Origin of the sequence: Aneurinibacillus tyrosinisolvens, assembly GCF_001015055.1 — a bacterium.
Taxonomy (GTDB): Bacteria; Bacillota; Bacilli; order Aneurinibacillales; family Aneurinibacillaceae; genus Aneurinibacillus_A; species Aneurinibacillus_A tyrosinisolvens.
This window is the reverse complement of record NZ_BBWZ01000036.1, coordinates 32,600-52,735: the sequence shown is the minus strand read 5'-3', so window position 1 is coordinate 52,735 and position 20,136 is coordinate 32,600. Positions and strand designations below refer to the sequence as shown.

The 20,136-nt window shown below is 47.6% G+C and carries 17 protein-coding genes, 4 tRNA genes and 2 pseudogenes; 9 read left to right on the top strand and 14 right to left on the bottom strand.

Annotated elements, in window-relative coordinates:
* Positions 1 to 142: 142 nt before the first annotated feature.
* Positions 143 to 218 (bottom strand) — tRNA-Asn (locus tag MBEAL2_RS22390).
* A 515-nt stretch (positions 219 to 733) separates the two neighbouring features.
* On the opposite strand from MBEAL2_RS22390, the gene MBEAL2_RS22385 reads away from it, so the two are divergent.
* From MBEAL2_RS22385 to MBEAL2_RS32465, 3 genes are all read left to right on the top strand, one after another.
* Entirely contained in the window at positions 734 to 1,384 is a 651-nt protein-coding gene (locus MBEAL2_RS22385; protein WP_052947920.1) for a glucosaminidase domain-containing protein, read from the top strand.
* 254 nt (positions 1,385 to 1,638) lie between these two features.
* Complete coding sequence (locus MBEAL2_RS32470; RefSeq protein ID WP_052947919.1) at positions 1,639 to 1,992, top strand: RRXRR domain-containing protein; 354 nt, start codon at positions 1,639 to 1,641, stop codon at positions 1,990 to 1,992.
* Positions 1,993 to 2,121: 129 nt separating this feature from the next.
* Positions 2,122 to 2,637 (top strand): hypothetical protein, encoded by a 516-nt coding sequence (locus tag MBEAL2_RS32465; protein WP_052947918.1) that lies wholly within the window; start codon positions 2,122 to 2,124, stop codon positions 2,635 to 2,637.
* A 138-nt stretch (positions 2,638 to 2,775) separates the two neighbouring features.
* Here MBEAL2_RS32465 and MBEAL2_RS22375 read toward each other — a convergent pair whose 3' ends face one another.
* A complete protein-coding gene (locus tag MBEAL2_RS22375) occupies positions 2,776 to 3,948 on the bottom strand; it encodes a D-alanyl-D-alanine carboxypeptidase family protein (RefSeq protein WP_047154454.1) in 1,173 nt (390 codons plus the stop codon).
* A 233-nt stretch (positions 3,949 to 4,181) separates the two neighbouring features.
* On the opposite strand from MBEAL2_RS22375, the pseudogene MBEAL2_RS22370 reads away from it, so the two are divergent.
* Positions 4,182 to 4,352: pseudogene (locus tag MBEAL2_RS22370) on the top strand (KGG domain-containing protein); the annotation flags it as partial.
* Positions 4,353 to 4,702: 350 nt separating this feature from the next.
* Here the strand turns inward: MBEAL2_RS22370 and MBEAL2_RS22365 are convergent.
* From MBEAL2_RS22365 to moaC, 3 genes are all read right to left on the bottom strand, one after another.
* Positions 4,703 to 5,581, bottom strand: coding sequence for an SDR family oxidoreductase (locus tag MBEAL2_RS22365; RefSeq protein ID WP_047154452.1), 879 nt, complete (start codon positions 5,579 to 5,581; stop codon positions 4,703 to 4,705).
* A gap of 350 nt (positions 5,582 to 5,931) precedes the next feature.
* On the bottom strand, positions 5,932 to 6,390 hold the full coding sequence (locus MBEAL2_RS22360) for a pyridoxamine 5'-phosphate oxidase family protein (RefSeq protein WP_047154451.1): 459 nt from the start codon (positions 6,388 to 6,390) through the stop codon (positions 5,932 to 5,934).
* A gap of 23 nt (positions 6,391 to 6,413) precedes the next feature.
* Positions 6,414 to 6,917 carry a cyclic pyranopterin monophosphate synthase MoaC gene (moaC, locus tag MBEAL2_RS22355; protein WP_047154450.1) on the bottom strand — a complete coding sequence of 168 codons (504 nt, stop codon included), beginning with the start codon at positions 6,915 to 6,917 and terminating at the stop codon, positions 6,414 to 6,416.
* Between the two features lie 179 nt (positions 6,918 to 7,096).
* On the opposite strand from moaC, the gene MBEAL2_RS22350 reads away from it, so the two are divergent.
* Entirely contained in the window at positions 7,097 to 8,119 is a 1,023-nt protein-coding gene (locus MBEAL2_RS22350) for a ThiF family adenylyltransferase (RefSeq protein WP_047154449.1), read from the top strand.
* A gap of 46 nt (positions 8,120 to 8,165) precedes the next feature.
* Here MBEAL2_RS22350 and MBEAL2_RS22345 read toward each other — a convergent pair whose 3' ends face one another.
* Complete coding sequence (locus MBEAL2_RS22345; protein ID WP_047154448.1) at positions 8,166 to 8,849, bottom strand: hypothetical protein; 684 nt, start codon at positions 8,847 to 8,849, stop codon at positions 8,166 to 8,168.
* Between the two features lie 76 nt (positions 8,850 to 8,925).
* Positions 8,926 to 11,262: a DNA translocase FtsK gene (locus MBEAL2_RS33865; protein ID WP_304511126.1), complete on the bottom strand. Its 2,337-nt coding sequence runs from the start codon at positions 11,260 to 11,262 to the stop codon at positions 8,926 to 8,928.
* A gap of 300 nt (positions 11,263 to 11,562) precedes the next feature.
* Here MBEAL2_RS33865 and MBEAL2_RS22335 point away from each other — a divergent pair, with 300 nt between their 5' ends.
* Positions 11,563 to 11,958, top strand: a complete 396-nt coding sequence (locus MBEAL2_RS22335; RefSeq protein ID WP_047154447.1) for a hypothetical protein — start codon at positions 11,563 to 11,565, stop codon at positions 11,956 to 11,958.
* Positions 11,959 to 12,033: 75 nt separating this feature from the next.
* On the top strand, positions 12,034 to 12,594 hold the full coding sequence (locus MBEAL2_RS22330) for a Uma2 family endonuclease (RefSeq protein ID WP_047154446.1): 561 nt from the start codon (positions 12,034 to 12,036) through the stop codon (positions 12,592 to 12,594).
* Positions 12,595 to 12,664: 70 nt separating this feature from the next.
* Here the strand turns inward: MBEAL2_RS22330 and MBEAL2_RS33730 are convergent, their stop codons facing one another.
* From MBEAL2_RS33730 to MBEAL2_RS22310, 6 genes and pseudogenes are all read right to left on the bottom strand, one after another.
* Positions 12,665 to 13,123: an MMPL family transporter gene (locus MBEAL2_RS33730; protein WP_269082505.1), complete on the bottom strand. Its 459-nt coding sequence runs from the start codon at positions 13,121 to 13,123 to the stop codon at positions 12,665 to 12,667.
* The gene (locus MBEAL2_RS33725) at positions 13,123 to 13,698 is read right to left on the bottom strand and encodes an MMPL family transporter (RefSeq protein WP_269082506.1); all 576 of its coding nucleotides are present in this window, start codon (positions 13,696 to 13,698) and stop codon (positions 13,123 to 13,125) included. Before MBEAL2_RS33725 ends, MBEAL2_RS33730 begins: the two co-directional genes overlap by 1 nt.
* Positions 13,699 to 13,815: 117 nt before the next feature.
* Positions 13,816 to 14,600, bottom strand: a pseudogene (locus tag MBEAL2_RS33720) (MMPL family transporter); the annotation flags it as partial.
* Between the two features lie 426 nt (positions 14,601 to 15,026).
* Positions 15,027 to 15,115, bottom strand: a tRNA-Ser gene (locus MBEAL2_RS22320).
* Between the two features lie 20 nt (positions 15,116 to 15,135).
* Positions 15,136 to 15,212 (bottom strand) — tRNA-Met (locus MBEAL2_RS22315).
* A gap of 9 nt (positions 15,213 to 15,221) precedes the next feature.
* Positions 15,222 to 15,313: transfer RNA gene (locus tag MBEAL2_RS22310), tRNA-Ser, on the bottom strand.
* Positions 15,314 to 15,497: 184 nt separating this feature from the next.
* Between MBEAL2_RS22310 and MBEAL2_RS22305 the strand changes: the two genes are divergently transcribed.
* A complete protein-coding gene (locus tag MBEAL2_RS22305) occupies positions 15,498 to 15,884 on the top strand; it encodes a hypothetical protein (RefSeq protein ID WP_047154445.1) in 387 nt (128 codons plus the stop codon).
* 312 nt (positions 15,885 to 16,196) lie between these two features.
* On the opposite strand, the gene MBEAL2_RS22300 is transcribed toward MBEAL2_RS22305, so the two are convergent.
* Complete coding sequence (locus MBEAL2_RS22300) at positions 16,197 to 18,107, bottom strand: OPT family oligopeptide transporter (protein ID WP_047154444.1); 1,911 nt, start codon at positions 18,105 to 18,107, stop codon at positions 16,197 to 16,199.
* 275 nt (positions 18,108 to 18,382) lie between these two features.
* On the opposite strand from MBEAL2_RS22300, the gene ilvD reads away from it, so the two are divergent.
* A complete protein-coding gene (gene ilvD / locus MBEAL2_RS22295; protein WP_047154443.1) occupies positions 18,383 to 20,059 on the top strand; it encodes a dihydroxy-acid dehydratase in 1,677 nt (558 codons plus the stop codon).
* Positions 20,060 to 20,136: the final 77 nt, after the last annotated feature.

Below are 20,136 nucleotides of genomic sequence, written 5' to 3'. Positions count from 1 at the left end.
AATCGAACCCACGTATTCAGCTTGGAAGGCTGATGTTCTACCATTGAACTACACCCGCTTAATGAAAACGCACTGCGTCGAATCAGCTTCTGCGCTCGTTTTCGATTGTAGTGCTTTAGTGCACCCGCCTTTTAAAGGAAGGTGGCTCCGCAGGCCGGACTCGAACCAGCGACCGATCGGTTAACAGCCGATTGCTCTACCGACTGAGCTACTGCGGAATAGTTACTCATTTCATAGCGACTTAACTAATTTATCATAAATCAGCTCTTTTTGCAAGGTCCTTTTTCTGCGTTTTGTTTCCAAATTACTTTGCACACCATGTAGCGACCTATACCACAAAATTCATTTTCTAAACATAAAATGCAAACTTTTGACTTCCTTATTGTAAAAAAATGTGGTTTAATAAGAACTTGTATTGGACTTATCTATTATTTACCATTTTTCTTCATAATTATCGTATTACTAATTAGACATACTTCCTTGCTATTCACTCCAACAAACATTCCTTCATTATTATTTCCATCGAATCCGTACATAGACATACCATTTCCCACTACCTCTAAGAACACGAAAAAAGTTGCCCATCATAGTAACGCAATAGGAAGGAGACGCTTGTTTCACTTACGCTCATTCTTTGCTGTCTGTCTTCGTGTAACTATTTTTTTCATATAACAAGGAGGGAAGAATTCCCGGCTTTTCCCCGATATTCTTATCGGCACTGCGGGTTAAAATAATGGTAAAACAAATTGTAAAGGTTTTTATGCTTCTGTTCACAGCGTTTATTTATAGTGTGGTGGGTTGCTCCACACCTGCTCACGCTCAAACGCTCCCATCTGCGAGCTCTCAATATTACATTGACATAAACGGAATGCTCCGTTTTCAGCCAAATACGATTGTCGGCCCCTCTTATGCGACCGAAAGTCAAATGCTGAGCTTTGCCCGGACGGTTAACCCTAAATTCCCTGCTGAGCTTCCAAAACTGTATCTGGAAGTTGGGAAAAAATACGGGATACGCGGTGATGTTGCTTTTTGCCAGATGATAAAAGAAACGGGATATCACCGTTTTGGTGGCGATGTAAGGGCCGGTCAGTACAACTACGCGGGCATCGGCGCGGTCGGCCGAAGTGCGCGGGGAAGTACGTTTAAATCGAGCCGTGAAGGAGTACAGGCCCATATTCAGCACCTGTATGCGTATGCGACGAAGTCCGCTATCCCCCGGGGGGAAAGGATACTCGATCCTCGTTTCAGCTATGTTCCAAGAGGTACCGCTCCTTTTTGGACAAGCCTCAATGGACGCTGGGCGATTCCAGGACAGGGATATGGCCAAAATGTTCTTACCCTCTACAACCAGCTAATAGTCAACAACCCACCACCTAGAACCTAGCGGTTCTTGAAATGGGGGCTTGTAAAGGAACTCTTTTACAGGCCCGGTTGATTAGCCCCCTGCTTTCCTAAACAGGAGCCGTTTGTTTAGAATACATAGGTACTCCGGGGTACTCCACTCGCTCCGGACACTACGGCTGTTCATTAAACATCTCTAATGGGAAGGAGAAGTGTGGGCAGTAAAAACCTGGGCAAACAAGGGCGAAGTAGACCTACAGGCTTTAAGCCTGACTTATTTCCGAAAGGAGATTTAAAATGGTGTATGTCCTCAGTCAAGAAGGAAACCCTCTCATGCCTACCCAACGCTTTGGAAAAGTGAGGCGTATGCTGAAAGAGGGTCTAGCTAAGGTGGTCAAACGAAAGCCATTTACCATTCAACTGACTTATGCAAGTCCTATCTATACACAACCCATTACCCTTGGGATTGATTCCGGCTATGAGCATATTGGCTTTTCAGCCCTCTCCGAAAAAGAAGAACTCATCGGAGGTGAAGTCCATCTTTTAAAAGGGATGGTGGAACGAAACAAGGAAAGACAAATGTACCGCCGGCAAAAGAGAAGTCGCCTTCGGTATCGCAAACCCAGATTTCATATTAGCTACTGGAAGTAAGATCGAAGCGACAGACCTTCAAATCTGATTACACTCTGCAGCAAATGTCATATACCAGCCAACCATAAGAAGGGAAAATTCCTCTGGGGATGGGAACCAGCGCTCAAAAGTTTTCGCCCGGAAACCTTTATGTCCATTGTCCGCTGGAAGCTGGTGAATCACTTAGGATGCTTGCACACCTATGGATTTGAAACCAAAAGCAAGCGGATTGCACTTGGTTCGGAAAAGTCTCATTGGAATGATGCCTTCTGCATCGCTGGTGGTTCTACACAAAAAAGGATCCTTCCTTTGACTATAGAACAGGTACGGAGGAACAATCGAAGCTTAGAAAAATTCTACGATGCTAAATTTATCGACATCCGCAGTGGAGAAAAAGCAAGCGGGCAGAGCTTATCCAGTGGGAGAAGGAAAAGAAATAGGAATCTAAATCGAGAAAATCTCCGCAAGTACAGAGGGGAAAAACTCTCGAAGGGAAAGCGAGCCATTCGAGAAAATCGATATCCAATTCAACCGAATGATGTACTGGTTTATCAAGGGGAAAAGTATACCGCTAAAGGGGTACACAACAAAGGAAGCCGGGTCATTCTAAAAGAAACAGGTAAATCCGTTAAGGTAAGTGATGTTCAAATTTACTCTTTTTTCTAACGTTTTTGACCTTACGGTCTTTTTCTCTACTCCTTTAAAGCAACATATAGTTCCTATACGGAAACATAAAAATCCGGCGGGTTTCCACTAACCGCCGGATTTCTTCACGTCCGCAACTTTAAGCGCAAGGAAGCTTACCTATATACGCCTTCTTCGAAAAATCGTATTCGCTTTCCAGGCTGTATAAAGGATGGCGCCGAACCCAAGCGCAATTTCCCCTTCCCTAACTAACTGCGGTTCTTCATCGTTCTTTCCGTTCGTTAAACCATTCGCTGCCGCTGTGTCGTTCGTTGTTTTCTTAAGGAGAGAAGCGTACCGTTGAATATGTCCCGATTTTGTTTCTACAACAAGCCGTTTGTCCTTATCAATGCGAACGTGAAACGAATCCCCTTTTGGGATTGAAGCATATACGGCTGTGTTACTATAATACGACTCTTTCCCCTGTACAATATTTTCACCGGTGTTAAGGGCTCGTACCGTCGCATAATGCGCAAACCCATAATCCAGCAGTTGTGCGGTCTCTTTGTATATTTGCCTGTCCGTGTCCGCTTTCATAATGACAGCAAGCAGTTCTGTCCCGTTTCGTTCGGCGGATGTCACCAGCGTAAACCCTGACTGCCGGGTGTATCCATTCTTTACCCCGTTTGCCCCTTTGTAGAAAGAAAGCATTTTATTGTGATTAACCAGGCTGCTCTTCCACTCCTGGCCACTCCATGGTTTCACCTGGGTGGAAACAATCGTGCGAAACGTATTGTTTTTCATAGCATAGGCTGCAATCTTTGCCATATCTGAAGCCGTCGTTACATGTTCTTTGTCGTATAATCCGTTTGGATTTACAAAATGGGTGTGCACGGCTCCAATGGAAGCAACAAAAGCATTCATCCTTTTACAAAACGCCTCCGTGCTGCCATCGATATGCTCAGCGATCGCAACAGCCGCATCATTTCCTGAATTCATTAACAAACCATATAGAAGCTCCCCGAGCTTTTTATGCTCGCCTTCGGCAAGAAAAACACGTGTTCCATCGACATAACGCGCATTATGCGAGACAATGACATCCTCGTCAGGATTTGAGTGCTCGAGCGCAATAATACCTGTTACAATTTTTGTTATGCTTGCCGGGGCAAGTACTTCATTGCTATTTTTCTCATATAATACATCCCCTGAACGCGAATCGATTAAAACAGCGGCCTCACTTTGGATGGCCGGCTTTTCTGCATTGCTCTGCTGCTCAAGGAAAGAAGGGGATGCATAGGCATATACCGGACGAAATAGTTCAAGAAATATTAGAAGAAGCAGTATCCATTTCACAAGTTAAATCTCACCTTTTCTATGCGTTACTGAATCTATAGCAAGTATATAGAGAGAAGAACATGTTGTAAAGGAAATTAGTAAATAGGCCTTTATAATCAAAACCCAGGATTTTGTTTTGCTTATGTAAGGGAGTGGAAATAAAAAAGTGTGCTCAACAAATCAACTAATAAAGGAGAGATGTTTAAATGGCACGTAACAATAACAACAATGATAATGGCAACATGAGTATGGAAGAGCGCGGCCGTAAAGGCGGAGAAGCGACGGCAAAGTCCCACGGCAAGGAATTCTATCAGGAGATCGGACGCAAAGGTGGAGAAGCGACCGCTGAGTCCCACGACAAAGACTTTTACGAAGAAATTGGCCGTAAGGGCGGGGAAGCCCGTAACAACAACAACGATTAAGACTAACACACTGTTAGTATTACACTACTTTGCGTTAGTAAAAGAGATGGCTCATGAACCGTGAGCCATCTCTTTTTTTATCGTATAAGAAACTATATGTTGCTTTAAAGTCATAAAGTGGGACCGTAAGGTCCCAAAGTCCAAGAAAAACATCGCGGGCGATGACGTCTCTTTTCTTTCCCCCTGTGGAGCGTGCCGAACATAGGGCGAAAAAGACCGGCAATTGTCTCCAACACCTAAGATACCCAGATGTTTTGCCGGTCCGCCCGGCGTGAGACTAAGCGGCCGTCCCGCTTCCAGGAGAGGAAAGGACGAGCGGCATGCCCGCGATGTTTTTCTCATTTATTATTTTATCCGTTGAGCACAACGCCGCCATTTATATGAAGCGTTTGTCCGGTTACATAGGAAGAATCATCCGATGCGAGGTATACATAACCAGGCGCCAGCTCTTCCGGCTGTCCCGGGCGTTTCATCGGCACATCTTGGCCGAACTTCTTGACCTTATCCTCTGTAAATGTTGCCGGGATAAGCGGAGTCCAGATGGGGCCTGGGGCTACCGCGTTTACCCGAATTCCTTTGCTTACAAGCGATTGTGAAAGGGAACGGGTAAACGAAACAATTGCTCCTTTGGTGGAAGAGTAATCGATAAGCGTCGGGTGGCCCTTGTAGGCGGTGATGGAAGCCGTATTAATGATCGCACTTCCCGCCTTTAAATGTGGAAGCGCTGCTTTCGTCAAATAAAACATGGAGAAGATGTTTGTCTGGAACGTGCGCTGCAGCTGCTCTGCGGTAATATCTTCGATACTCTGCTGTTCATGCTGCTCGCCTGCATTGTTCACCAGAATATCGAGCCGGCCCAGTTCACTCACCGCTTGCTGCACGGCATCCTGGCATACCCTCTCGTCTCCCACATCCCCTGCAATCGTAAGGCAGCGGCGTCCTTCCTGCTCTACCTGGCGCTTTGTTTCTTCAGCATCACTGTGGCCATCCAGGTATAAAATACAGACGTCCGCCCCTTCTTTGGCGTAATTGATAGCTACCGCCCGTCCAATTCCGCTATCCCCCCCGGTAATAAGGGCAACTTTATTCTGCAGCTTCCCGCTCCCCTTGTACTGAGCGTCCTCATCTCTTGGGTGCGGAGTCATCTGGGATTCAAGATCGGGTTGAAGATAGCCGTGCTGCGGTTCCTGCGTTGCAGTTACATTTTTTTCCTGGTTGTTCTCAGGCAACGTAATCTTCTCCTTTCAATGGTCAATTTACTCACACTATATTTTGTTCCACCTCTCCTTCTTTATGAATCAAGAAAAAAGGGAGTTCAGTCTACTTGCCTTTCCCTTCCGCGAGGAAGGGGGGACTGTCCGCTCCACCTCCCTGCGAGCAGAGCCCGCAAAACATCTGGGTCGTTCGAGGATGGAGACAATTGCGGGCTTCTTCTGCTCTCCATTTTTTCTAACACTGTTGACCTTACGGTCTTTTTCTCTATTACTTTAAAGCGATATATGCTTTCTTATCCGGCAAAAAAATACAGTGCGAGGGCTTTCCCTTCGCACTGTATCCCACTTATAAATCCAGTTTATCGTTATTTAAGCATGGCTTCGTATACTTGGTTATCCAGTGCTTTCGCTTTCTCCAGGTCATACGTTTTTTCAAACCTGGGCTCTTGAACAATTTTCGCTCCCCAAAACATGCTCTCGAAAACGGCTGTAACGTCTACTTCTACTTTGACGAGCGGCATCGCTACACCTTCCATTTTCTCTTCAAGGATCGTGCACGTTCCAACAATGGAGTAAACCGTCTCTAAACCGATAACTGACAGGGTGACTCTCGGATTGGCTTTAATGTTAGCCACCGTACGGGAAGTATTCGTTACTGAAAAGCGAATTTTGTTTTCCGAATACGCTTTTACCCAGGAGATTGCCAGGATACCGGGCGTGTTCGAATCGGCGTCTACCGTGCTCAATAATACGAGTGTTTCCCCATTAAAGAGTTCCATCTGCTCTTTCGTGAGGGATGTAGGTACTTCACTGCTTTTTGCCATACTGTGACACTCCTTTATAAGATTTAGTTGTTTTTATGAACCTGAATCTCTATCTCATTTATAAAATCACCGCTCTTGCCGCCTTTTTTCGAGGCAAGATAAGCGGGTCCTACAACCATTCCCTTATCCATCGCTTTGCACATGTCATACACAGTGAGGGCCGTAACGGAAGCGGCCGTCAGTGCTTCCATCTCTACTCCCGTCATTCCCTTCGTCCTGGCAACGGCTTCGATATAGAGCGTATCATGGCCATTGTCATGAAACTGTATGTCAACGCCCGTGAGAGGCAACGGGTGGCACATTGGAATTAAATCCGCTGTTTTTTTAGCCGCCATAATCCCGGCCACCTGGGCAACAGCCAGGACGTCCCCTTTGCTGACTTTTCCTTCTTTAATCCGGACCAGTGTTTCCGGCTTCATTATGACCTGACTGCGCACGACAGCCTCACGGGCCGTCGGCTGTTTTTCCGTAATATCGACCATTTTTGCCCGCTGTTGATTATTAAAATGGGTTAATTCTTCATCCATATTCTCTTTGTCCCCTATTTACGTTTTTGGCAATTTTTCCATAGTATATCACAACAAGCCCGGTCTCCGGGAAAATGAAGAAGGAAAGTGTTCCGGCACTTGTCCAATTCTCCTAACCTACGATAAACTTATCATAAACAAGACTGGATAATCAAAGAAGAAATAGGTGAAATGTTATTATGGATACCCGCTACTCAAGACAAATTTTATTCACTCCGATTGGAAAACACGGACAGGAGCGCCTCGCGGAAAGCAAGGTCGCTGTTGTGGGAGCAGGAGCACTCGGGACCGTGCTTGCTAACCATATGGTACGGGCCGGGATTGGCCACGTCCGTATTATCGACCGGGACTTCGTTGAACCGAGCAATTTGCAGCGGCAAATGCTGTATGATGAAAATGATGCGGCAAACCACACGCCAAAAGCGATAGCCGCTTACGAAAAGTTAAAAGCAATTAATAGCAGCATTGTAATTGAGCCGGTAATCGCCGATATTACACCGGCTAATGCGGAATCTTTGCTGCAGGATTGCGATTTAATTCTGGATGGAACCGATAACTTCGAAATTCGATTTTTAATAAACGATGTGGCCGTAAAGCATGGAATCCCATGGGTGTATGGCGGAGCTGTCAGTGCTAAAGGAATGTTCGCTGCGATTCGGCCCCATGCAACCCCGTGTCTGCGCTGCCTCTTTCCTGCTCCGCCAGCTGCAGGCGGAGAGACGTGTGATACAGCAGGCGTTATCGGGCCCATTATCCATATCATAGCCTCTTACCAGGCTGTGGAGGGATTGAAGCTTCTTCTGCAGGATGAGAAGCATTATAATCCGAACCTTGAGCACATGGAGATTTGGAGAAATCTGCACTCCCAGATGAACATCTCAGGAGGAAAAAACCCGGATTGCCCGGCCTGCGGCAAAGGGCACTTTGACTTCCTCACGTTAACGGGTGAAGAAGACTTAGTCTCAGCCATGTGCGGACGGAACAGCGTACAAATTACGCCCGCGAAAGAGCACAATCTTGATTTAGAGCAGTTGGAGGCCCGCTTCAGCCCTCTGGGGAAAGTCGAGCGAAACCGGTTCCTGCTTCGCTTTCAGGCAGGCGAACATACCCTCGTTATCTTCCCAACCGGCAGGGTTGTCGTACAGGGAACGGACGATACGACCGTTGCCAGAACGCTGTATTCAAAATATATCGGTTCATAAAGAAAAAGCGCGCTTTCCCAGGTGTATGGGAAAGCGCGCTTTTTCTTTACTGATGCATACGCAAAACTTCAATTCCATGGTGCTGCATGAACAACCGCCAGGAACGGTGGCCGTTCTCTTCCTTGCGGCTGTTAAAGCTCGTTTCCATGTTTTCCTTGATTGGCGAGACACATTCCTTATTTATTAAAGCATAAGGACCGATAAACCGGTGGAGAAAGCCGACCTTAGCTACGCGTGCAAAAATATACTGTCCAACGATGAATTCGCTGCGGACATATTCCTCCTCGCGCAAAGCTACCTCAATGGTATCCTCACTCCATAAATCGACCAGGCGATATCCCTCTTCGGACTCCTCCGCTACCTGGTACACTGACGGATATGCAGCCATCCAGTGGGCGGAAAGGTGCATCTCTACCTCCGACAAGTCAGTATGCTGCTCCAGGAGAAACCGTTCAATCGTTCTTTCTCCTTTAATATTCTGATACTCAAGCAGGAGCCAGATTCCGAACTGGGCTTCCCAGAATGGGATAAGCAAAGCCTCCGGATTCAAGTCCACATGGCTGCGGAATAAGTGCTTTGCCCGTACTTTCTCCCTCAGATTGACTGACTGGGACATATATTCACGAAGCTTTTCCATTAAATGACGATGTATATCATCAAAATAGCGCTGTTTCGCGTCTCGTTCAGCAAAGAAATCGACAAGAACTGACGTATCGTGTTCGTTTTGCAAGGCAATTCCTCTCCTTACTTTACGAGTTTCCTTCTATTATACCATGAAATAAGGCGATACGCGTCGAATTTCTCGCTTACTTCGATTCGCTCAGGAACAATTTTTCATAGTCTGAATGGCTCAAAAACACATCCCGCGGCTTACTGCTGCCCGAATGGCCGGAAATAAACCCTTTTTCCTCCATCATGTCGATAAGGCGTGCCGCCCGGTTATATCCAACCCGAAACTGGCGCTGCAGCAAGGATGCGGAAGCCTGCCCGTTCTCGACGCAGAAAAGAAGCGCTTCAGCAAACAGCCCGTCTGAATTCTCCGTCGTAATGACTTGATTCAAATCTTCTTTTTCAAAAAGGTAGTTTGGCTCTCCCTGGCTTCTGGCAAATTCGGTGACCGCTTCGATTTCTTCGTCCGATACGTAAGGTCCCTGGAGGCGTACAGGCTTAGAGCTTCCGCTCGATAAATACAGCATGTCTCCCCTCCCGAGCAGCCTTTCCGCCCCGTTCATATCAAGAATGGTGCGCGAATCCGTTTGCGATGAAACGGAAAAAGCCACCCGCGTTGGAATGTTTGCTTTAATTAGGCCTGTAATTACGTCTACAGAAGGCCGCTGTGTTGCAACGAGAAGGTGAATGCCACAGGCGCGCGCCTTCTGTGCAATCCGGCAAATCGATTCCTCAACATCCTGCGGTGCAACCATCATCAAATCGGCGAGCTCATCGATAATAATGACAATGCTCGGGAGAACGTATTCTTTCTCATCCGGGTAATTCCTCCGCATCAGTTCATTGTAGCGTGAAATATCTCTTGCCCCTGCCTCTGCAAACTTCTCGTAGCGGCTGTCCATTTCCTGTACCGCCCATTTGAGCGCAGCGGTCGCCTGTTTCGGGTCCGTAACGACAGGGGTAATGAGATGCGGCAAACGATTATACGGCGCAAGCTCGACCATTTTCGGGTCGATGAGCAAAAGGCGTACTTCCTCAGGGGATGCTTTATAAAGCAAGCTGATAATGATGGAATTGATGCATACGCTTTTCCCCGATCCGGTTGCTCCGGCAATCAATCCGTGGGGCATTTTAGATAAATCCGATACGACTGGCTCTCCCCCTATATCCACTCCGAGCGCTACAGCGAGCGGAGATTTGTCGGAAATAAAAACGGGGGATTCGAGAATTTTCCGCAAATACACGGGCATGCTTTCTTCATTCGGAACTTCAATTCCAACCGCAGAGCGGCCCGGGATCGGTGCTTCAATTCGGATATCGCGTGCAGCCAGGCTCAGCTTAATGTCGTCAATCAAGTTCGTAATTTTGTTTACCTTTACACCTGCGGCAGGCTGGATTTCATAGCGCGTTACCGTAGGCCCTTGCACTGCGCCGATGACTTCGGCATTCACATTGAAATTCTGCAGGGTGGTAGCGAGCACTTCTTCCTGCCGTCTCACATTGTCTGTTTTCTCCTGTCTCAGCGGCGGGGAGTTCTTTAACAAAGAAACGCTCGGCTTTTGATGGCTTTGCTTTTCTTCTTGCAGTGCCTTCTCATTGTACGAATAGGAAAAGCTTTGTCTGTAGAACGGTTGGACTGGACGCTCATCTTCACCGCTCACCTGTCCGGACAATGCGGAGAGATAGGATGGGATGTACCCGCTGCTGCTTCCACTGGAAACAGGCTCGGCAGCTCCCGGTTCTTCAGGCTCCTCCATCTCCTTGCCGCTCTGCACTCCATTATCCTCAAGCGTCTCTTCCTTTGTGTCCTCGAATCTTACATTCACACGTTCCGCTTGCTTTTCTATTCGTATGTCAGACAGTGGAGGCTGCGGCTCGCTTTTCTCCATCTCAACTTTCTCTACCTCACTCTTCTGAATCTCCATGCCGCTGGGAGCCTCATAGGGAACAGGATTCGCAATTGCCTCTGCACTTCTCTGCTCTCGGGCGATTATCGGCCCTTCCGGTATGACAAATTTCTCCTGCGAAGCTTCTATACGTTCACTCTCTGTTTTCCTCAACGTCTCCGGGCGTTTGCGGCCATAAATAGGAGAAATAACTTCCGTAGGCTGAAAGGAGCGTTTCCCTTCCTTTTTGACAACCTGCCTGTGAACAGCAGGTTCTTCCACCTTCTTCACGGGCGCTGCCAACTGGGAAACTTGTTGTTTTGTTACTGCAGCAGGCTCATCGGGGATGAGCGGAAACTTAAACCGGTCCGCGTTCTTCCGTTCCGTCTGCTGTCTCGGTGGAACACGGCGAACTGTGCCGCGCTGGGGTTTTTCCTTTTCATTCGTTTTTTTCGGGTATATGTTCGCTGTGCGAATCGTTAAATCTCTATTCATCACTGGTACGGGTGAGGATTCTGTTTCATACTTCGTTTCTTCCTCGTCCTCGCCCTGCAGCCAGCGTTTCAGCCGGTTAATCAGTTCTTTCACAGAGCAACCTTCCTTTCAACGTATATCCTCTTGCTTTAAAAAGGGAGTTTTTCATACTGCCCCCTTCATCTTATCTATTCTATCACGACACGCGTTTGTTTTAATAGAAAAGAAGAAAAAAGCGGTTTGAATCGATTTATTTTCCACTGTCACATGAATGGGCGTATAATGAAGAAAAACATTCCAGGTTTTCCCGAGCACTTGAAGCATTGTGTTCCGGGAAATACAAAACACGAGTGGGAGCAATGGCTAGAGCACGTTCTTTCTATTACCAAATAGAGAAAGGAGATGGATTCTGTTATGCAAACATCCCGTACCTTATCCTTACTGCTTGCGCTTTTTCTATTTATCCTTTCAGGCTGCGCGGAATACAGCACGAAATCAGTGGAAACAAATACAGACAGTGAGATTAAAGCAACCTATGAAACGTACCACAAAACAATCACAAAGGAAATTCCATCCGTCCCCAATACCATTCTCGCCATCCAGCTCCAGGAGATGGAGTTCAAAAAAGGCTTGTTTACGATTACTGTTAGGGACCCTGATGGAAAAAAGGTATTGGAGAAAGCATTGAAACCTGGAACATACCAGGATGCGTACACGGTTACGTGTGATAAGGAAGGAAAATACGAACTGACCTTTACTTTTGATCATATGGAAAACGGAAAACACCTGATTACATGGGAAACGGATTGAAAAATGTATTATAATTATCTTTAAAGATGCTGCTTTGCTTACCAAATACAAAAAGCAAAAAGGGACGGTGGTCTTGTGAACTTACCCCGGGAAAACCTTATAACCATAGAAGAATTCTACAAAAAGAGGGAAGTTACAGACGGTTTATTGGAGTACGTAGATGGAATTGTGTTTATGTCACCCTCGCCGTCCACGAAACATCAACGGATATCTGGGCGACTACACGCCAAATTGTTTAACTTCTTGGAAGGAAAAGATTGTGAAGTGTTTCATGCTCCATTTGATGTAGAATTGTCTCATAAAAATCTGGATGGAAACAAAATTGTCATTCCTGATCTATCGGTAATTTGTGATAAAAGTGGATTGATGGAAAACAAGTATGTTGGCGTTCCTGCCCTTATTGTAGAAATTCTAAGCCCTTCCAACCAGGCGCATGATTTGGTTTTTAAATTGAACTTATATATGCAATATGGTGTGAAGGAATACTGGATAATCAATCCGATGCTAAATATTGTTCAAGTTTATATTTTAGACGAGGAAGGACAATATCAGCAAATGGATGCATTGAAAGAAAAGGGTGTTATGAAATCCCAAGTTGTGAAGGGGTTTCAAATTAGATTAGAAGAACTATTTTAATATGATTAGTGATTCATCCCCAGCTACGACTGTTTGTTATCGGGACGCCGGGCAGAGGGTTGATATCGACTCACCTGCCGCCCAGCCACCGGGGTGCCCACCAGTTCGCACGGCCGAGCAGCTTCATCAGAGCCGGGACGAACAGAATACGGACGAACGTAGCATTAATAAAAACAGCACAGAAAAGACCAACACCGATTGCCTTCGTAATCTCAATATCCGTAAAAATGAAGGAACCGACCACCACCAGCAGGATAAAAGCAGCGCTCGTAATCAGGCCTCCTGTTTTTTTCAGCCCTTCCGCCGTACTCCTCTCGTTGTCCCCCGTCTTTTCATATTCCTCTATAATCCTGGAAATTAAAAACACCTCATAATCCATCGAAATGCCGAATACCACGCAGAAGATTGTAACCGGCTGGATAATGCTTACGTACCCTGTGGAAGTAATATGAAGGATATTTGCCATCCAGCCTTTTTGAAACACGGTAACGACGATGCCTAAGGTTGCCCCCAGACTCAGGAGATTCATCAGCACAGCTTCATCGGCAGGAGAACGGAGCGAAAAGCGGAAAGCAGCACAGCATACGTCACCAGCATGACAAATCCGATCATGGCGGGAAAGCCCCTGTTAATCCGCTCCAGCATATCGACCCGGTAAGCGGCCCTCCCGGTAACTAAAGCATGCAGCGGACCCGAATCGATCTGGCGAAGCTGGCGGATCAGGCTGGCGGTTTCAGCGGACTCCGGATCGGAACGTGGAACGACAACGAGCAGTGCCGCGTGGCCTTTGGCCAGCTTTTGCTCCTCAAACCGCTGTTTCATTCGATTGGGCCCGAGGAGCGCGGCGGTTTGAGCTGGCGGATGGTTCCCCAGAACCGTAATGAAGCTCCTAACCTGATTTACCCCGGAAGTATGGCGGATTTTATCTGAATAAGCCTGGATATCCCGGATTGCGGCTCTCTCCCACACCGTCCCGTGCGTTTCCACAATAATTTGGATCGGATTAGCCTCCCGGACATCGTACGTTTGCTTCAGCAAATCATCGCCCTTCCTTGATTCATAAGATGGGGGCAGCACTTCAGCAGTCGGCACGCCAAGCTTCATACTTTCGATCGGAATCGTCATCAGGATCAAACCACCGCTCATCAACAGGACAAAAAAGATTGGATGTTTCATGACGAAAGATGCGATCCGCTCCCATAGCGTGGAATTTTCCCGCATGTGCTGCAACGCAGGGAATACCTTAAAACTGTTAATCTTATGGCCGAACACGCCTAATAGCGCCAGCAGCAAGGTGTTAGATATGGTTACCGAAGTTAGGACGACCAGCACACCGCCGAGGCAGAGCGCGCGCATAACCGGCAAATTAATAAACAGCATGCCAAGCATGCCGATCAGTACGGCGAACCCTGAGAAAAAAATAGACTTGCCCGCCATCTGGCACGTCATCGCCACCGCTTCACCCACCGACGGCTGCCGTTTCAGCTCCTCGCGGAAACGGCTAACAATAAATAAAGCATAGTCGATCCTACGGCAAGCCCGAGCATCGTAACCATATTGGGCAAGAAATTCGATAATGAATAAATCCGGGCAATAAAATAAGTAATTCCTAGAGTTACAGTAACGCTCATAACGCCTACAATCAAAGGAAGGAGGGCTGCCCACACCGTACCAAAAATGAGCAGCAGCACAATAAGGGCAATCGGCAGACCCAGCATCTCCGACTTGGCCATGTCCTTTTTAGTCGCCCTCTGAATATCATAGAGGGTTGCCGTTCCTCCATCCACGTACACTTTCATCCCCTGAGGCGCATGAATCCGGCTCCGGATTTCCGGATATTTATCCAGGGCGTTTGTCCTGCTAAGATTAAGCTCGATAAGAACCGATTGAATGCCCTTCCCCTTGTCCAGGCGTGCGGCGTCGTTCACCTTAATCGCTCCGACATATGGCAGCTTCTTGAGGTTGGTCAGGGAATCGAGGATGGTCTGCGTTTCCTTGCGGCCCATCAAATCCAGCGTACCGCTCGTATATACCAGACTCACCATCGACGGTGCAATGCCGAGCTGATCCTGCAGGCGTGTCAAGCCGATATCGGACTCACTGCCGCGTGGCGAAAAACCGTTATCCTTTAACAGCTCCGGCACCTTTTCGGCAAAAAAACCCAGACCGGCGAACAGCAGCACCGAGACCAGGACCACGATCCAGCGATGCCGGTATATGACGCGGCCCCATCGCCAAAACATTCCTCTTTTATCCGACTCCCTCATGTCTATGCCCCACTTCCACTGTCTTGCCATCATTTAGACTCGAAGTATAGGTTTTGCAGATTCGCCATTTTTTATGAACGGCTATGGCGGCAACTGGGGTTCATAACAAAAACGCCACCGGCATGAAAACCGGTGGCGCAGCTTATTCTTAATGTAAGGTATGTATGGCGGAGGGAGCAGGATTCGAACCCGCGTGGGCTTGCACCCTAACGGTTTTCAAGACCGCCCCGTTATGACCACTTCGGTATCCCTCCATATAAAACAACGAAAAACCTGGTAGCGGCGGAGGGGATCGAACCCCCGACCTTACGGGTATGAACCGTACGCTCTAGCCAGCTGAGCTACACCGCCATATGTTTATGGCGGAGAGTGAGGGATTCGAACCCTCGCACGGTTTAACCCGTCTACTCCCTTAGCAGGGGAGCCCCTTATAGCCACTTGGGTAACTCTCCGTAACCGCTTTACTATTCAGCAGCGACATATAAAAATGTATCATATCTGTAAAACGAATGCAATATAATTCTAAAATAAACATTTATTTTTCATAAAAAAACTCAATCACTTTACATAATGCAGGTTTATTACTATCATTAACATAGGACTTACTATTATTACAAATGGGATAGGATGTGAGCCATGAATCAGGATTTTATCCGCCTAAAAGATACGGAAGGGACACTTCTGCTCTCTCATACAAACAGAAATTTAGGGTGCAAAGTGACCACCAAAGAAATTATATTTCAACGCCCCCATTGCACATACCAGATTTTATTTGAGGATATTGTAAGCATGATTCCTCATGACGTACCGGCAAAGCCGGTTATGCTTCCTCTGTTCGGCAATTCGGCTGAAAAAGTAAGTACAAGCTTTGCCTCTTCCTATTACAAAATCTCAGCAGACCGCGTACGCATATACAACCGCTCCGGCACTTACGAAAGGGAAGCAATGGATTTAATTGTGCCGCTCCATCAGCTTTTCTTAAAATATTTTGCCCGCTACTGTAATTTGACCATCGTCCAATAAAAAAGGGAAAAAGGGAGTTCATTCCACTTGCCTTTCCCTTCCGCAAGGAAGGAAGAACTGTCCGCTCCACCTCCCTGCGAGCAGATCCCGCAAAACATCTGGGTAGTTCGAGGATGGAGACAATTGCGGGCTTCTTCTGCTCTCTGGGAGGTTCCGCTGGGTCAGGAAGGCCGGTCAGCGTGGACTGCCCTCCCTTTTTTCTAACGTTTTTGACCTTGCGGTCATTTTCTCTACTACTTTAAAGCAAGATATACTTTCTTATTCAGTAAAAGAAGAGCCCCCCGTGCGGGTGGCTCTTTTTGTTTTGCAAACTTACAGTGCTTTCTTTCCTCTTGAGTTTGCGGTATAGAATAAAATTCCCGCTACACCAAGGAAGGAAACGAGGGATACGAGAGGGCCGAAGAACGGGTTCTCTGGCAGCGTAATCCCAATGGAAACGGCGATAGCAATAAGAATCCCCATAAGCGCTTCCCCTGCGATAAAACCGGAAGCAACCAAAATTCCCCGTTCCAGCTTCTGCTTGAGAACACCTTCATTTTTCTCACGCCGCTCCAACCAGCCACGAATGATTCCGCCAAGCATAATCGGCGTGCTCAGGTGAATCGGCAAATAGAGGCCGACTGCAAAAGGAAGGGATCCGATTCCCATTAATTCAACGGCGGCAGCAGAAGCAGCACCAATAAAGATAAGATCCCATGGAAGATTTCCGTTCATGATCCCTTCCACGACCATCATCATCAGCGTCGCCTGCGGAGCCGGCAGGTTTTTCGTTCCGAAGCCATATGCCTGATCAAGAAGCATCAGTACAAGCCCAATCGTTAGACTCGTAATAAATACGCCGTACATCAAAGCAAACTGCTGATACTTCGGTGTAGCGCCGACAAGGAAGGCGGTTTTCAAGTCCTGAGACGTATCGCCGGCCATGGCAGCTGAGATACAAATGACCGCACCGATCGTGATAGCAACAATCATACCGGTTTGGCCGCTGAATCCGATAAGTTTTAAAATAAGTGTAATAAGAATAAGAGCCGCTATCGTCATTCCTGAAACAGGGTTGGACGAACTGCCGACAATCCCGACAATGCGGGATGAAACGGTCACAAAGAAAAAACCGAACAGCATCACGAGCAGCGCGCCCGGAATGCCGATATGAATTTTCGGGAAAAACGCAAGAACGGCGATCAGAAGCACAACCAGCCCTACAATGTACGGCATTGGCATGTCCTGCTCTGTGCGAAGCGGCGCCAAATTACTGTTGTTGCCCCTGCTTTGTGTAAAACCTTTCATCGCAATTGAGAAGGAAGAAAGCATGGTCGGCATGGCTTTAAACAGGCTGACAATTCCTCCAAAAGCAACAGCACCCGCTCCAATGTAGCGCAAATAATTGCTCCAGATATCCCAGAAGCCAAGCTTACTAATCACATCCTCCGCCGGAAAAATCGGGTGGCCGGCAAAAGAACCAAAATAGCTAATTAGCGGGATAAAACCAAGCCAGCCGAGAACGGCCCCTGCCAGCATATACCCTGCAATGCGCGGCCCGATAATAAAGCCTACCCCGAGCAATGACGGCAGTGTATCCATACCGACAGCCGCGTTCTTAAATCCTGGAATCTGCCATTCAATTTCGGAAGGAAAGGCTTTAATTCCATCGGCAATAAATTTAAACAGCGCGCCAATGCCGAGGCCGCCGAAAACCAGGCGGGCCAGGCCACCGCCCTTTTCCCCTGCAATTAATACTTCCGCACACGCCGTTCCTTCCGGGTAAGGCAGTGTGTTGTGCTCCTTAACAATGAGCGCCTTCCGCAGCGGAATCATCATAATAATCCCCAGAATACCGCCTGCGAGCGCGATGACGCCGATGGTCGCCAGGCTTGGATGCAGCTTCCATATAAAGAGTGCCGGAACGGTAAAAATAACGCCGGCGGCAAGCGATTCACCCACGGACGTAATCGTCTGTACCGTATTGTTTTCCAGAATGGAGTTCCGTTTCAGTACGCCGCGAAGAATGGCCATGGAGATGACAGCCGCGGGAATGGATGCACTTACCGTCATCCCTACAATGAGTCCCAAATACGCATTGGCTGCCCCAAACAGGATAGCCAGAATTCCACCGAGCAAGAGTGCCGTCCAGGTCATTTCCGGGCGGTGCTCATGAGCAGGAATGTACGGCACGAATTCCTGATCAGGATTATTGCGATGCATGGAGTTGTTTTGATCTGACATACGATCCCTACCTTTATTCATCTTGTTATTCTACTTCTAGTATTTCCCCACTTATTACCGGGCAACCACAGCTTCACCTTCCCTTCGCCCAATTTATTCATTTACCCGTTTCTACTGTAAACGAATTCGCAATTAAATGTTATACATAAACTTATATTCGTAAGAGGAGTAATTTTCACAAATATACAAGGAGTAAAAATAGTGGTACAATGAATTAAAATTCCTTATCATTAATTAAATATTTGAAAAATAAGGGAAGTATGGAGGAGATTCATTTGGCTGGATTACGCAGTGACATGATAAAAAAAGGATTTGATCGAGCACCACATCGCAGCTTGCTTCGTGCAGCAGGGGTTAAAGAAGAGGATTTTGACAAGCCTTTTATTGCTGTATGTAACTCATATATCGATATTGTTCCAGGGCATGTCCATCTTCAAGAATTCGGTAAAGTTGTAAAGGAAGCGATCCGTGAGGCGGGCGGCGTGCCGTTTGAATTTAACACGATCGGAGTAGATGACGGGATTGCGATGGGCCATATCGGGATGCGGTATTCCCTTCCAAGCCGTGAGATTATTGCAGATTCGGTAGAAACTGTCGTAGCTGCACACTGGTTCGATGGAATGGTTTGTATTCCAAACTGTGACAAAATTACGCCAGGTATGATGATGGCGACAATGCGTCTGAACATCCCTACCATCTTCGTGAGCGGCGGACCGATGGCAGCCGGACGGACAAGCGACGGACGCAAGATTTCGCTCTCTTCTGTATTTGAAGGCGTAGGCGCTTATCAAGCGGGTAAAATCGACGATAAAGGGCTGCAGGAACTGGAACAGTACGGATGCCCGACATGCGGCTCCTGTTCAGGTATGTTTACAGCCAACTCCATGAACTGTCTTGCAGAGGCGCTCGGCCTTGCCCTCCCGGGTAACGGTACGATTCTCGCAATTGACCCGGAGAGAAAAGAACTGGCGAAGAGAACGGCTACGCAATTGATGGAACTCATTAAACTCGACATCAAGCCGCGGGATATTGTAACAGAGAAAGCGATCGACAATGCATTCGCGCTTGACATGGCGCTTGGGGGCTCTACAAACACAGTGCTCCATACACTGGCTCTTGCAAATGAAGCCGGCATAAATTATCCGCTTGAGCGAATCAACGAAGTAGCCGAGCGGGTGCCGCATCTTGCCAAGCTTGCTCCTGCTTCTGACTGGCATATTGAAGACCTTCATACAGCCGGCGGCGTATCGGCAGCGCTGAACGAATTGTCCAAAAAAGCGGATGCTCTGCACCTTGATGTCATGACGGTAACCGGCAAGACGCTCGGCGAAAACATTGCAGGGCACGACGTAACGGATCATAATGTCATTTTTCCGATTGATCGTCCGCATACGGAAAAAGGCGGCCTGGCTGTCCTGTTCGGCAACCTTGCACCTGAAGGGGCGATCATTAAGACTGGCGGCGTCCAGGGCGGCATTACACGCCACGAGGGGCCTGCCATCGTATTTGAATCCCAGGAAGAAGCACTGGAAGGCATCGCAGGCGGCAAAGTACACGAAGGGCATGTCGTTGTCATTCGCTATGAAGGGCCGAAGGGCGGACCGGGCATGCCGGAAATGCTGGCACCTACTTCACAAATCGTTGGTATGGGATTAGGCACGAAAGTAGCGCTCGTTACAGACGGCCGTTTCTCCGGCGCATCCCGCGGCCTTTCCATCGGGCACGCGTCACCGGAAGCGGCAGAAGGTGGACCGCTTGCCTTTGTTCAGGACGGCGATCACATTGTTATCGATATCGCAGCGCGCCGTATGGACGTTGACGTTCCTGCTGAAGAATGGGAGAAGCGGAAAGCAAATTGGGCTGGCTTTGAGCCAAAAGTAAAAACAGGCTACCTGGCTCGCTATTCTAAGTTAGTCACTTCTGCAAGCACTGGCGGTATTATGAAAATCTAATTTATAGCCGATACTTAAGGTACATAGCTCTGGCATTCATTGCCAGACAGCTGTGTACCTTTTTCTTTTGATTAAAA

Coding starts and splice junctions, on each gene's coding strand:
- MBEAL2_RS22385 (WP_052947920.1), top strand. CDS start 734: ATGGTAAAACAAATTGTAAAGGTTTTTATGCTTCTGTTCACAGCGTTT.
- MBEAL2_RS32470 (WP_052947919.1), top strand. CDS start 1,639: ATGGTGTATGTCCTCAGTCAAGAAGGAAACCCTCTCATGCCTACCCAA.
- MBEAL2_RS32465 (WP_052947918.1), top strand. CDS start 2,122: ATGTCCATTGTCCGCTGGAAGCTGGTGAATCACTTAGGATGCTTGCAC.
- MBEAL2_RS22360 (WP_047154451.1), bottom strand. CDS start 6,390: ATGGCAAAAAGCAGTGAAGTACCTACATCCCTCACGAAAGAGCAGATG.
- moaC (WP_047154450.1), bottom strand. CDS start 6,917: ATGGATGAAGAATTAACCCATTTTAATAATCAACAGCGGGCAAAAATG.
- MBEAL2_RS22350 (WP_047154449.1), top strand. CDS start 7,097: ATGGATACCCGCTACTCAAGACAAATTTTATTCACTCCGATTGGAAAA.
- MBEAL2_RS22335 (WP_047154447.1), top strand. CDS start 11,563: ATGCAAACATCCCGTACCTTATCCTTACTGCTTGCGCTTTTTCTATTT.
- MBEAL2_RS33730 (WP_269082505.1), bottom strand. CDS start 13,123: ATGAATCTCCTGAGTCTGGGGGCAACCTTAGGCATCGTCGTTACCGTG.
- MBEAL2_RS33725 (WP_269082506.1), bottom strand. CDS start 13,698: ATGAAGCTTGGCGTGCCGACTGCTGAAGTGCTGCCCCCATCTTATGAA.
- MBEAL2_RS22305 (WP_047154445.1), top strand. CDS start 15,498: ATGAATCAGGATTTTATCCGCCTAAAAGATACGGAAGGGACACTTCTG.
- MBEAL2_RS22300 (WP_047154444.1), bottom strand. CDS start 18,107: ATGTCAGATCAAAACAACTCCATGCATCGCAATAATCCTGATCAGGAA.